We start from the raw sequence: 13,410 nt of genomic DNA on the forward strand, positions 1-13,410 counted from the left end.
TTTTAAAATGAGTAAAGACAACGTTATAGATCAGTACACTGCGAATGTGCTTCAAAATGGTATTTCTCGTCGTAGTTTTATGACACGTGCAGTACAAGGTACTGGCGCCGTGGCTTTTGCTGGATTAGGGGGGATGGCAAGTGCAACTGCTGCAGAGTCAGGAGCTGAAGCAGCTCATGCGTCTGTCGGTGGTGCGACATTAGATTTCATGCCGAAACCAAAACCAATCGCTGATAAAGACATTGCTTCGACGCAAACATTTGACGTGGTAGTAGTGGGTGCTGGTGCTGCGGGCGTTCCTGCTGCACTTTCTGCTGCTGAAAACGGTGCCAAAGTTGCTGTATTGCAAAAGCAAGCCATTGTGGTTTCACAAGGTAATACCGGTTCAGGTTTAGACTTAAAAAACTGTGACAAAGCAGGCGTTGAAGCCATGGTGTCACGTTTAATGAGCGACAGTGCTCACCGTTGTCATCCTGAGCTTGTCCGAGAGTGGGCATACAACTCTGGTGAAGCCATTTCTTGGGTGATTGACCGTGCTAAAAAAGGTGGCGCGTCAGTGGTTGACCAAGGTACTGGTCCTCAACATGGTATTCATGGCGTCACCGAGCATAAGCTTAACTTTGTGACGTCATATTTCGGACCTAAGCCTTATACCGCTGGTGACGGTATGCGTGACTTGGCTAAAACAGCAGAAAAAGCGGGTGTGAAATTCTTCTTCAATACGCCAGCGCAACAACTTATTCAAGATGCATCAGGCAAAGTGATTGGTGTTATCGCAAAAAGCCGTGATGGTAAATATCACAAATACATGGCCAAAAAAGGCGTCATTTTATCATCTGGTGATTACCAAAATAATGAAGCGATGTGTAATTTCTTCATCCCTGATTTGAAGAACTTCGAACGTAAGCAAATGGAACGTACAGGTGACGGTTTCAGCATGGCTTATTGGGCAGGTGGTGTCATTGAACCTGTTGGCCACACTAAGATGTTGCACGATTTTGATGCAGGCCCTGCTTCTATGTGTGATATGCCATTCCTTGCTGTTAATCGCAAAGGTAATCGCTTCGTTAACGAAACCGTTGCGATGTCATTAATGAATAACTATCTCCGTGACGAAGAAAATGCAGGTCATTACAGCCAAATCTTCGACTCAAATTACATGACAGAAGCAGCAGACTGGCCAGGCAAGCTTTACTCTCCTGAGCAGTTGAAAAAGTACATGCCTGAAGATCCAACACCTAAAACGGGTGTTTATGCTTCGCAAACCAACACCTATGTGGCTAACACAATCGAAGAGTTAGCTGAGAAATTAGAGTGTGACCCTAAGACTTTAGCTGCGAATGTGAAGCGTTATAACGAGCTTTGCGCAAAAGGCATGGATGATGATTTTGGCAAGCCTTCAAGCAAAATGCTGCCAGTTGTAAAAGCGCCTTTCTACGGTATTCATCGTCGTATGCGTATCTCTACTATTTGTTCTGGCATGTTGGTGAATAAAAACCATCAAGCTTTGGATGCCGATGGTAAGCCGATTGGCGGCCTATTTGTTATCGGAAATCTTGGCGGCGGATTCTATGGCGGCGTTGATTACCCACTAACGGTATTCGGTCTATCGCTAGGGCGTTGTTACACCTTCGGTTACTTAGCAGGTAAGCACGTCGCTAACTTATAAGTTGCAAAGAATATCTGATATGGAGGCCTGAGCATCAGGCATCCATTCCAAATGACTTGATGGAAATGGAATAAAACAATGAACAAATTTATCTTACAAAATATCTTGCTTGCAATGGCATTGACTGTGTTTGCTAATGGCGCAATCGCTGCTGATAAGTCGTTAGGTAACACCCATAAAGCTGCTGGTGTTGAATGTAGCGATTGTCATGAAACTAAGCCTCCTCAAGCGGTGCCAATGTTTAAGTGTTTAGAGTGTCATGACACTAAAGAATTGGCTGAAACGACTAAAAATGTCATGCCAACAAACCCACATGAAAACCGTCACTTTAGCACTGAGACTGACTGTACTTACTGCCACAATCAGCATAAAGCATCTGAAAACTACTGTGGTAGTTGTCATCTTCGATTTGATTTTGTTGTGCCTTAGCCAATGAGCGAGTCCAGCAATTAACTAATTTTTGATTTACAAGGATGACAAAATGAAAACAAAACTACTCCCTTTAGTGGTGGCCTGCATGACCGCAAGCCCAGCGTTCGCTGCCGATCCCATTTCAAACTTGTTTGATGACGGTAGCTTTAAAGGTCAATTTCAATTATTCGATTTTCAACGTGATTTTGATGGCGAGACGACTGATCGTCGTGATACATCGTTAGGCGGATTATTTTACTTACGTTCAGGCGAGGCAAATGGTGTGAGCTTCGGCGGTTCTTTTGCTTCAGCTAACCCCATTTGGGATGCGAACAGTGAAGGTATTTATGGCCTTGTTGGTGGTGGAGCACCAGGTAGTATCGCTGAACGTGAATCGGTTAATCGTTTACAAGAGTACTTTGTGTCGGGTAATTGGTTTGACACTAAAATTACCGTCGGTGCACAAGAACTGCGTACACCTATGATGAATCCGTTCCCATTGCGTGCGATTCCATTCACCTACCGTGGTGCGAGTGTTAAAAATACCTCTATCGATAACTTAGCCATTTCGGCTTTGTATATCACTGACTACATGGGATGGACTGAAGAGTCTTTTGTAAGTGTGTCAGAGGGGATTCAAGGAGAGTTAGCACGCAGCGGTATTATCGTTGATGTTGATGACAATCCTATGTTGGCATTAGGCGCAAATTACACTTTACCAATCGATGCTATTAAGGCTAAAACGAGTGTTTGGTACTACTCAATGCAAGATGTGTACGACCAATATCACATCAAGTTTGATTTGAGCGGTGAGTTAGGGGCGACTAATTGGTACTTCAAACCGTCGTATTTGAAGCAAGATTCAATTGGTAATTTAGATAACACCGCAGCGCAGTTTGACACTTATCAAGCAGGTTTCCACCTCGGTATGAAGTGGAATGGCTTTGATGCAACAGTGAAATACGTCACTACTGGTGACGGGAATATCATTGCGCCATTTGGTGATGAAAAAGTAATCATTCAGCAAGTTGTTCAATCGAGTCGAGCGAATGAAGATGCCTATGGTGCACAGTTAGCTTATCGATTTGCCCCTAGCTCTGCCTTGAATGGGGTGAGTGCTTATTTGAATTATGCAAATTATCAAGTTGATGGTGATTCAAGCCAAGATATCGACGAAACCGATTTGTCAGTCCGTTATGACTTAACTGAATACGTGGAAGGCTTAAGTGTTCGTGCTCGCCATGCCATTGTTAATTACGCGACAGGCGACGACCTAACGGATACTCGATTCTACATTTACTACAAATTCGAGGTGTAATTAACGCTTTTTTTCATATTTCATCATTTACCTTTTTTGCCCATCTCTCTTTGATTGATGGGCTTTTTTTTGTCAGTAATTAGCTTGCAGCAAGTGGGGAAAAAGCTGCAAAGATGAAGTGAAAGTGAAGAAATCAAAGAAAGGCCAGAGCGCGCAACATGATAAAAATATGCCCGTTTATCGAGTGATAATCGGGCATGTTGTCTTCTTTAATAACGCAATAAGCGATTAGAAATAGTAGCCAAAGTTAATGTTAAAGCGCTTGTTAGTATCGCCATTACCGACCATAGTGCCGCCAATAAAAGGTTGGTTTTCGGCAACAACATAATCGAAGTAGGTGTAAAGACCTCCTGCTGACACTGCCATACCCGTAACATTCATAAAGGTGTCTTCAAGTGATGCAGACTTACCTGTAACCAATGAATAATCGTTATAAAAAGTTAAGTTAGATACTGGGCCAAAATCAACCGGCAAGCTGTATGCGACATTTGCGATGTAAGTAGTCGCTTCGGCTGGGATGGAGTCATAGAAGTGATAAGCTGCAACCACTATACGGTCAACGTCCATACCATCGACATTGTACTCATAATCAGTGACCTGTAATTTCACGTTCCAGCGATCATAATCGAGAATACCGTGAATCGCTGCCGCAAAATTGTCACCATCAGTGCCGTTAGCAATTTCTAATTGGCCAGCTTGTACTGAGCCGCCTAATTCAACGCCCAGTTTGTCAAAAGTAAAATTGTGGGCGTAACGCAGATTAAAGGTGTTGACTTCACCGGCTTCATAACCTGCTGTTGGTGCATCATAAGCATCCTCGCCATCTAAGCGAATTCCCACGACATCGTAGGCATAGCGGTCAGTACGATCTGACACAAACCCATCAATACCACCTTGTTCATCATTCTTATAAAAGGCGACATCAAAACGGTTTACGTCGCTTTTGTATGTGTAATTTAGGCCCATATCATGGTCATCTTCTAGACCAAGATAAAAGTTAGAACTGAAAAAGTAGTTATTCGATGCGTAGGTGAGCATGCCGAACGGCACCTGAGTGACCCCGATTTTACCTTGTTGATGCTCGTCAAAGTTATAGCCAATCCAGGCATGTTGCACCACATTCATGTACTCAAACCAACGGTATTGTGCTGAGTAGATTAAGTCGCCGTAACTGCCCGAAACGTCGATTCTAAATAGGTCGAAGTCAAAATCACCACCACGATCGGCATTAGCATCATTAAAGTCTTCATAGGAGTAATTGACTCGTACTGCGCCACCAAAGTTGACCTTGGCTTCGGTTTTCTCAACCGTTTCCACAGCTTCGACGACTTCAACTTCATTGATGACGACAACATCCTGTTGTACGGTTTGCTGCGTTTTATTGGCAGCCTCTTGTTGTGCTTCTAGCTGTTCAATTCGTTCTTTTAACGCTTTTAGCTCTTCTTCAATCGAGCTTGCATTGGCAGTCGTGGATAACGCTAAAGCAATGCAGGTAGCGGCAAGTGAATAACGAGTCATCATTTTTCCTATGGGATAAAGTGAAGGAGTGTTTAGTATATGTTATTAACGTTATCTTGCTGTTGATGAAATGCGTAAAGTGTGAGGTGGCAGGGTAAAAGGCCTGAATGTTAACGCTTAATTGCTAATATAAGGTCTGCTTATGTTTTTATTATCGTTTTTATCTTAATTTTACCGCAGTGTTAGCCGTATCAGTTTGGGGCTGATGAACGCAATGCTGCCTGCATTGGTATGATGCGATCCTTCATCAGCGATTCGTTGACCTTTTATGTTTCCTTCAAAATAGACCTTAATTCTTGTTGGCTCCTCTTTGACAACGGAATATTCAGAAGCGCGTTCCAGTTGTATTTATTGCATTGTTAAATAGGCATTTCCATGTTCAAAAATCTTTCACTATTTGCCATGTTGGTGGCTTCATCACATGCAATGGCAGAGTCATCATACTTTTTTGATGAGCAAGATGGTCAGCTCGATTTAGGGCATCATTTGGCGGAAAATGCCTACGGTTTTTTACCCGTCCCAGTGATTATTAGTGAACCCGCAGTGGGCTTTGGTGGTGGGTTAATGGGACTGTTCTTACATGAAACAGAAGAAGAGAAAGCATTAAGGAAACAAAAGGCACTTGAGTCTGTAGACGGTGGAGCGCAACTTATTCCTGCAGCAATGACTTTAGTGGGCGCAGGTGGTACAGAAAATGGTACTTGGTTTGCGCTGGCTGGTCATCGCCACTCTTGGCTTAATGATCGGATCCGCTACACAGGCGGTGCTGGTGCAGCCAAAGCGAATTTAAACATTTATACCGATTTGGGTGGGATATTGCCTCCAAATCAAAGTATTAAGTTTGATACATCGACAGAGGCTTTTTTTGCACTGCAAAAATTACAATTTAGAGTTGCAGATACGCCATTAATGCTTGGCGTTAAACAGATATGGTCAGAGTCGAGCGTATCATCGTCAAATCAAATTATTGATTGGTTACTGCAAAAAGCATTAGGTGATAAGCATACGACATCTGGCTTAGGGCTCGTGGCAGAGTTTGATACCCGTGACAATATATTCTTTCCTAAAAACGGCTATATTTTGTCGGCTGAATATATGGCTTTTGATGAAGCTTTTGGATCGGATAGTCATTATGCGACCTTGAATGCCAGTGCTGAAGCTTACTTTCCTATCGCTGATAAGTGGACATTTGCGGTGGCGGGCAGCTATGACGAAATTTATGAGAAAGACACTGAATTATCGCCCACCGCTAAACCATATGTTGATATGCGAGGCGTATCGGCGTTTCGCTATCAAGGGGAGCAGGTAGGAACGTTACAGGCGCAATTGATGTATCACATTGATCACCGCTGGACAGTCTCAAGTTTTTACGGCTATGGCGTCACGCAAAATGAATCATTCAAAGATGGTCTTGAAAGCGTTAATGCTTACGGTGTTGGCTTTCGCTACCAAATCGCACGCCGCTATGGTATTCACATGGGGATAGATATTGCAGCCAGTGATGAAGAAAATGCGCTTTATTTTAAAGTGGGATCCGGTTTTTAACTGATTAATAGATAATTTAATCCTCTAGTCGGTTAAATATGCGAGCTGCCATAACGGTATATTAAATAATTAATATGTATGTCTTGTTGTTGTAATATTTATTTGCAATTTGGTTGGCGTTAAAATTATATTTATTGGTTATACTTTGCTATTGTATTTTTTCTCTTTAGTTGAGTGTAATTTATTTATTACTGATATTACTACTTAGTTTTATATGAACTTAATTTTATATGAACTTAGTTGCTGAGTTAATAATAAAGAGCAAACAATACACCCTACCAATAAGTTTTGTGGTTAACTTGTTATGCTTGTTTTGTAACTGTTTAATTATTGCGTCAGCATTTGAGCTTGTTTGTTTGCGGATTGATTGCTGTTATTCAAAGATAAATTTTGTTTTTGCAGTGTTTAGTTGTATTTGCTGTTGGTTTTTTAATCAATATTATTTATGTTTCTATCAGGTTTGTAATTTTTAGATCATATTTTGTTTTGACTTTAATCTTGGGTTGTTTTGTTTGTGCACTTTTGTTTTTGAAGTGTTTTATGCTGGTCTTGTTGTTATTTGTGATATTTTGTATTTTTACTCTTGCGGCTCGTTTTGCTCTAAGTGGTTGAATGGTAATATATAGATCTTAATTATAATTTTATTGTTCAGACTGGCGGATTATTGGTGAGCTATATTATTGTTAATCGGCAGTGATTAATATTTTTATCCAGTTTGATAAGCCATTGGGGTCTTTGTGCGCGATGTATGAGTTCTTCCATCTAAAAACGCATTTGTTTTTCAACTTTAATACCCATGTCATAAACCTTCCATGCTGATTATCTTGTTTTCCATTCAAACTGTAATTTTATTATTTAATTTACTTTCTGTTTTTCTATTGTGGTGTATTCCGAGTTGTTAATTTGTTTCGGTGTATCATTTATTCTTCACTTTACTTAGATATTAATTTTATTTAATTTGTCGCCGTCTTTAATGACCGTGACTAATAAATACTTTACGGCTTATGTTCAGTTAATGTGATTAATAGAAACATGGCGGTAATGGTTCAAATGAAAGAAATACTTTAATTCCTTTGGAGTGAACATGAAATTTAATGCTAAGAAACTGCTTCTTGTTTCAAGTGTTGCAGCTGCACTAGCGGGTTGTAATTCATCTGATAACGATAAACCAGAAACCCCGCCTGAAAATACGATCGTTTCAATGGATATCCGTCTTATGGAGACAACAGATATCCATACTAACGTTATGCCATACAACTACTTTGAAAGTGCTGAACACAATGAAGCTAACCTACCAGAGTGGGGCTTAGCACGTACTTCTTTAGTGATTGCAGAAACTCGTAAAGAAGTCGCTAATAGCATGTTGTTTGACAATGGTGACTTGATTCAAGGTAGTCCAATGGGCGACTACATGGCAGCACTTGGCGCAGAGCACTTAAAAGGTGAGAAGCACCCAGTTTACAAAGCGATGAATCATTTAGAATATGATGCTGCTAACTTAGGTAACCATGAATTCAACTATGGTCTAGAGTACTTAGATGAAGCACTTAAAGGTTCAGATTTCCCTTACGTTGGTGCAAACGTGTGGAAAGCTGATGATTCACTAGAAAAAGTGAGCGCAGCTGCTGATGAATGTGAAGTTCGCATTACTGAAGATTTCTACGAAACTGCTGAGCACATGTATGACCCATATGTGATTTTAGACCGTGAATTTACTGCTGCAGATGGTGAGACATACACGGTAAAAGTGGGTGTGATTGGTTTTACTCCACCAGACATCATGGGTTGGGATGCTGCTCACTTAGTGTGTAACGTTGTGGTTTCAGACATCAAGAAAACGGCTGAACATTACGTACCAATCATGAAAGCTGAAGGCGCAGACGTGATTGTTGCTATCCCGCATTCAGGCTTAAACAATAACGATGACGAATTTGCTGAAAATGCATCACTGCATTTAGGTTACGTTGAAGGCATTGATGCCATCATGTTTGGCCACGATCACCGTGACTTCCCTAACTCGACTGGCGAGTATGGTGACATTCCAAATGTTGATGCAGAGAAAGGGTTAATCAACGGTATTCCAGCAGTGATGCCTGGTTACTGGGGTGCTAAGTTAGGTGTGATTGATTTACGACTTTTCTCTAAAGATAAAGGTGAAACTTGGGCGGTTGACCATAGTTTCTCGACTGCAGAACTTCGCTCATTAGTTGAAGGCTCTGACGGTGCAATCGAAGATTTAGTTGAAACTGAGCATGAAGGCACAGTGGAATACATGGCTGACTCAATTGCTGATATCGACGTCAACATGAACAGCTTCTTCCCGCAAGTGGTACCTGATTTATCTATTCAAGTCGTTAATGAAGCGCAACTTCACCAGTTAAATAAATGGAAAGCAGAAGGCGAGTTCGCTGATGCTTCAGAAGATGCGATTTTCTTATCTGTATCTGCGCCATTCAAGTCTGGTCGTAATGGCGGTACTGATTACACCAACATTCAAGAAGGTGAGTTAACTAACGCATCTGTTGCTGATATCTATGTATTTGATAACAACACGCCAGCAGTATTGAAAATGACTGGTACCGACATGAAGCGTTGGATTGAGTGGGTTAACTCAAATGCATACCGCAGCTTACCGTTATCAGCGGGTGAAACTTTCTTAGTAGAAGAGTTCCCTGGTTATAACTTCGATGCGTTCTACGGTGGCTTCAATGCTGATGGCGAAGGGCTACTTAAGTACACTGTGAATGTTGAAAACGAATCAAGATTCACTGACATCAATGGTCACCAGTACACTGAAACTGAAAATGAGCAGCTAACGAGCCTGACTTACAATGGTGTTGAAATTGCTGACAATGCTGAAATCTATGTGATTACCAACAACTACCGTGCGTCTAACTCAAGTATGCCTGGTGTTGATAACGCTGTGATGGTTAAAGAAGAGTTCGCATTTAACAACCGTGAATTAGTTCAGTTCTACTTAGCAGATCGTTTAGAGATGCAAGAAGGCACTACACTTGAATTCCCGAATGCTAAAGTGTTCCAACTTGAAGCGCCAAACACAACTAGCGTTTCATTTGCTTCGGCTAAGCTTGACGAAGGCTTACGCTGTGCAACAAATGAAATCACAGGCCTGTCTACTGAAGGTGAAGATGGCACTAAAGAAGGCACTGAAGGCTTCACTATCTACAACTTCAACTTTGACTACAGCGGCGAGTTCAACTGTAAAGCTAAGTAAGATGCTTGATAGATAGACCACATATTTTAAGTAATATGTCGCCCTACTTAATACTTGTAATCAAGTCATAAGTAGGGCTTTTTTATGCCTGTTTGAACGTGCGGATTGACTAAGCTGACACGGCTCACAGATATGACATATCAGTCACCTAGAATGTGAACAATCTTACGGTTTATCGCCTTAAAAGCACGTACGTTAATAGGTATTACTATTCAGCCATGTCCGTTTGGCTGCTTTTATTTCAAGGGTCTTATAATGTTTGAAACAAATCCAGATAAAGCGTTTTTCGAGCGTGCTAATCAATTCATTAATGTTGCTAACGAGAATAATCAAGATCCTCAGGTGAAAACGGGAGAGATCAGTGCCTCTTTCATGTACTCACTTGCTCGTTATAACGCTTGGTTTGCATCAACAAGCTTTGATAATGCAGAGCAAATGAAGCAGAAAAAAGCAGAAATGGTTGCATACTACGTTGAAGAATATCGCAAGCTGCTAGAAGGTAATATGGAAGATTACATCACTAACTTTGACGAGTACCGTAAAACTCAAAAGTAGTGATTAATGCCATTCGTAGTTTAGTCATTAACCACACTCAATGTTATTGAGTGTGGTTTTTTATCGCCGGTTATAACCTAAGTGCATTTGCTAATGTGCTTTGCCTGTCACTCAGTCTTTGTCAGCGAGTTGGTTGATGGTTTGATCGTTCAATAGCCTGATTAACCTGTGCAATAAGTTGCTGTTTTTCAAGTTCAGTTAGCTTCATTGTCGTTCGCACACGTTGGCTTGCATAACTCGGATCGATTCGATACCAGTGGGTTAACACCCTAAGCAGTAAAGCTGACTTTAATGGGTGATTGACCATATTTGTGGCAAGTTCAAAACTGACTTCAGGCTGTTGGCTCACACCAAAGTAGTCAATATAACTGCGGATAGCCTCATTTTTTAATCCACCGTCCAAGGTATTAATCCACTCAATAGCATTGGCTGCATCAGAAATGGGCCAATGTGTCAGTAAGCTATAAACCAACTTGGTTTGCAGCACTTCTGGATATTGATGAATGGCGTCTATGCTCGCTTGGTGCTGCTGTTTACTCAGCTGATTGGCAATCGATATCATGGCATTTTGGCTAACATTTTCAGATATTTGGCTGTTATCGGAGAGGTATTGCATTACCTCAAGGGGAGCCTGTTGTGACCAAGCATTGAGTAATGACTGAGTTGCCTGTTGTTTTGATAAGTCGTCATGGATGCTATCAACCCAAAGTAGTGCAGCTTCAACATCTTTATGGGTAAGGTGATTAATATAATGAGCAATAATACTTGGCATCACATCAAAAGCGGGCAAGCTGAGGATCATTTCGCCTGCGCCTAGCTCATCTTCTTGCATATAACGCTGCAACACCGGAGAGTAGTATTCACCGAGTTCGTTGGTAATTGGTTGCTGTTGCAGCCAGTGTAAAACGGCGTGAATATCGTGATTACTCCACTGTTGTAGTAGATTTTTGATAATCGGTGCACGTTGTTCAAATGAGGCAATTTGGTTTGCTTGCTCAAGCCTAGCAATAAAATTGCTTGTCTGTTGGTTTGTGCTGGCTTGTTCACTTGCTCGTTCAGCTTGTGCCAACAAGCGGTTATTTGCAGTTGCTACAGGTTTATAGGATTGTAATACGCCTGTTTTTGGCTCATCTAGTCGCAATTCATGGAAGCCTTTTGGCGGCTGTTGTTGTAGTAAAAGGCGACCGAACAAGCTCAGAGCCGTCGCCATTAGAGCCAAGATGATGATGTTGTGAGTGCTTATGTTTATTGTCACTTTGTCACCTTTTTTAGTTACACCATAAAAACCTTCATCGTCATTGAAGGGGGCGCCAATAAACAAGCTTATTGACTGCATACATAGACTGATCGAGTTTATGTAACAATAAGCTTGTAACGGTTTGGATAGGTGAGTTTAATGCAATATTAGTCGGTTAATTAACCGTAATATTGACCGTATCTACCTTACCCTTATTTTTGGTTTTTACTGTAATGACAGCACTACCCCGTTTACGCGCGGTAACAACGCCATTTGAGTTAACCACGGCAACAGTGGCATTACTTGATGAATATGTGACTTTTTTATTGGTGGCGCATTGCGGCAATACCGTAGTATTCAGGCTAACAGTTTGGTTTTTAGCAAGCACCTTAGAAGCTGGCGTGACTGTCACCCCTGTTACCGGAACCCAAGTAGTAGGGCAGTCATTACCATTACCAGGATCGGTCGGATCGGTTGGGTCAGTAGGATCGGTTGGCCCAGTACCACCGTTGGTTTTAAACCATGTTCTAACGTAGTCAACTTCCATTGAGGTTGGGTAACCGGCAGATGGTCGTTGATCTGATGGATAGAACTGGTTACATCTAAATTCAGTTAATGGGGCACGTAATCCCTGTGACAGCGTTAAGTTCATCTGACGATGCCAATATTTATTTTCCTTAGTGGCGATTTCTTTACCATCGACATACCAAGTGATGCTGTCTTTAGTGACGTTTACACCATAGGTATGAAAGTCGTTGCGAGGATCATAAGGCAGAATTATTTGATTGTGATTAAATGGCACTTTTAACGGGCGTTGCCAAGTGGGCTCACCATTAATGACTACAATGTTGTGTAGGTCATGATCTGATTTTCTAACTTCATTTTTTTGCGTTAATTCAACCACATCAATTTCGCTGTATTGCACATCGCCGTCTTCAGTCAGGGTGCGATCAATCGTGCTATACATCCAAAATGCAGGTGATACTCCAGGGTAAGTACTTGCGCCTTTAATTCTTGCTTCGTAATAACCGTAATTACCCGTTGCACGTGATTTAGCTATGCCTGAGGTGTAGTACAAAGGGTAGTTTGGCACTTGTTTTTTATTACAACCATCCCAGAAAGTACGAGTGTGATTTTCACGTCGAGTGGTTAGAGTCAGCTTGCCGCCAGAAACAACAGCATTACTGTCGCGCCAAGACCAAACGCCAAAGTTTTCAGGCTGAAAGTTCCATTTAGCAGAGTCTTTATTATTAAATTCATCAGAACGCTTGGCTTGTAATACCCAAGTTTCACCAGGTTTAGCAATAGGTGGTGCGCTAGGCGCTGCGGCAAAGCTATGTAGAGAGAAAAGACTGGCAATACTGCATGTGAGTACCGTTAACTTTCTAAGTTTGTTCATAAATAGTCCATTTATTTACTAGGGGAAAATAATGTCAGCTCTTACATTTTCGGGCTATAAGGGCTTATTTTTTATAAGAGGAAACAGTCAACGTCAGGCTGCTTTCTCCTCTGTATCAATTGAGGCAGGGCTAACTGACAACAGTGCAAATAAATGGGTCATCGATTTGGCGACCTATGTTTACAAACAGATATACAAGCAAATTGATATAATTAGTGTAAACATATGATGTATGCGATCGCAATAGTGCATTGAGCTATTTTCGTACAAAGCGATCATAGCTGGGGGGATGAGTACATATTTTGATGGTCATTAACATTAGCAACTTGTGAATTAAGGTTCTGAATTATCGATTAAAAACCAAACCGCATGATGCAAGATAAACAGAAGCCATTAGTTGGAGAGTCGATCTTAAAAATTTAAGTTTATTGTGAATGACACCACTGGAGATATCACAGCTTGGGTGGCGGAATTGCAGAAATACCTTAAAGGTGACCTGAGTGATAAAGGATAAAGTCAGTTG

The 13,410-nt window shown here is 41.4% G+C and carries 9 protein-coding genes; 6 read left to right on the top strand and 3 right to left on the bottom strand.

What is annotated here, in order from left to right:
- Positions 1 to 7: 7 nt before the first annotated feature.
- The 3 genes from AB4128_RS09245 to AB4128_RS09255 all read left to right on the top strand — a co-directional run bounded on the left by AB4128_RS09245 (position 8) and on the right by AB4128_RS09255 (position 3,398).
- On the top strand, positions 8 to 1,669 hold the full coding sequence (locus AB4128_RS09245; protein ID WP_055025565.1) for an FAD-binding protein: 1,662 nt from the start codon (positions 8 to 10) through the stop codon (positions 1,667 to 1,669).
- 78 nt (positions 1,670 to 1,747) lie between these two features.
- A complete protein-coding gene (locus AB4128_RS09250; RefSeq protein ID WP_055025564.1) occupies positions 1,748 to 2,098 on the top strand; it encodes a cytochrome c3 family protein in 351 nt (116 codons plus the stop codon).
- A 52-nt stretch (positions 2,099 to 2,150) separates the two neighbouring features.
- A complete protein-coding gene (locus AB4128_RS09255) occupies positions 2,151 to 3,398 on the top strand; it encodes an OprD family outer membrane porin (protein WP_192021713.1) in 1,248 nt (415 codons plus the stop codon).
- A gap of 228 nt (positions 3,399 to 3,626) precedes the next feature.
- Here the strand turns inward: AB4128_RS09255 and AB4128_RS09260 are convergent, their stop codons facing one another.
- A complete protein-coding gene (locus AB4128_RS09260) occupies positions 3,627 to 4,916 on the bottom strand; it encodes a carbohydrate porin (protein WP_372037507.1) in 1,290 nt (429 codons plus the stop codon).
- A 375-nt stretch (positions 4,917 to 5,291) separates the two neighbouring features.
- Between AB4128_RS09260 and AB4128_RS09265 the strand changes: the two genes are divergently transcribed.
- The 3 genes from AB4128_RS09265 (at position 5,292) to AB4128_RS09275 (ending at position 10,251) form a co-directional block, all read left to right on the top strand.
- Positions 5,292 to 6,461 (top strand): BamA/TamA family outer membrane protein, encoded by a 1,170-nt coding sequence (locus tag AB4128_RS09265; RefSeq protein ID WP_372037508.1) that lies wholly within the window; start codon positions 5,292 to 5,294, stop codon positions 6,459 to 6,461.
- A gap of 1,084 nt (positions 6,462 to 7,545) precedes the next feature.
- Entirely contained in the window at positions 7,546 to 9,696 is a 2,151-nt protein-coding gene (locus tag AB4128_RS09270; protein ID WP_055025561.1) for a bifunctional 2',3'-cyclic-nucleotide 2'-phosphodiesterase/3'-nucleotidase, read from the top strand.
- Positions 9,697 to 9,951: 255 nt separating this feature from the next.
- Positions 9,952 to 10,251, top strand: a complete 300-nt coding sequence (locus AB4128_RS09275; protein ID WP_055025560.1) for a DUF3144 domain-containing protein — start codon at positions 9,952 to 9,954, stop codon at positions 10,249 to 10,251.
- A 121-nt stretch (positions 10,252 to 10,372) separates the two neighbouring features.
- Here AB4128_RS09275 and AB4128_RS09280 read toward each other — a convergent pair whose 3' ends face one another.
- Positions 10,373 to 11,587 carry a hypothetical protein gene (locus tag AB4128_RS09280; RefSeq protein WP_372037509.1) on the bottom strand — a complete coding sequence of 405 codons (1,215 nt, stop codon included), beginning with the start codon at positions 11,585 to 11,587 and terminating at the stop codon, positions 10,373 to 10,375.
- Between the two features lie 76 nt (positions 11,588 to 11,663).
- Positions 11,664 to 12,887: a family 16 glycosylhydrolase gene (locus tag AB4128_RS09285; protein WP_372037510.1), complete on the bottom strand. Its 1,224-nt coding sequence runs from the start codon at positions 12,885 to 12,887 to the stop codon at positions 11,664 to 11,666.
- Positions 12,888 to 13,410 lie beyond the last annotated feature (523 nt).

Origin of the sequence: Shewanella sp. 10N.286.52.A9, from assembly GCF_041468985.1 — a bacterium.
GTDB classification, from domain to species: domain Bacteria; phylum Pseudomonadota; class Gammaproteobacteria; order Enterobacterales; family Shewanellaceae; genus Shewanella; species Shewanella japonica.

Coding starts and splice junctions, on each gene's coding strand:
- AB4128_RS09280 (WP_372037509.1), bottom strand. CDS start 11,587: ATGCAGTCAATAAGCTTGTTTATTGGCGCCCCCTTCAATGACGATGAA.
- AB4128_RS09245 (WP_055025565.1), top strand. CDS start 8: ATGAGTAAAGACAACGTTATAGATCAGTACACTGCGAATGTGCTTCAA.
- AB4128_RS09285 (WP_372037510.1), bottom strand. CDS start 12,887: ATGAACAAACTTAGAAAGTTAACGGTACTCACATGCAGTATTGCCAGT.
- AB4128_RS09270 (WP_055025561.1), top strand. CDS start 7,546: ATGAAATTTAATGCTAAGAAACTGCTTCTTGTTTCAAGTGTTGCAGCT.
- AB4128_RS09255 (WP_192021713.1), top strand. CDS start 2,151: ATGAAAACAAAACTACTCCCTTTAGTGGTGGCCTGCATGACCGCAAGC.
- AB4128_RS09265 (WP_372037508.1), top strand. CDS start 5,292: ATGTTCAAAAATCTTTCACTATTTGCCATGTTGGTGGCTTCATCACAT.
- AB4128_RS09275 (WP_055025560.1), top strand. CDS start 9,952: ATGTTTGAAACAAATCCAGATAAAGCGTTTTTCGAGCGTGCTAATCAA.
- AB4128_RS09250 (WP_055025564.1), top strand. CDS start 1,748: ATGAACAAATTTATCTTACAAAATATCTTGCTTGCAATGGCATTGACT.
- AB4128_RS09260 (WP_372037507.1), bottom strand. CDS start 4,916: ATGACTCGTTATTCACTTGCCGCTACCTGCATTGCTTTAGCGTTATCC.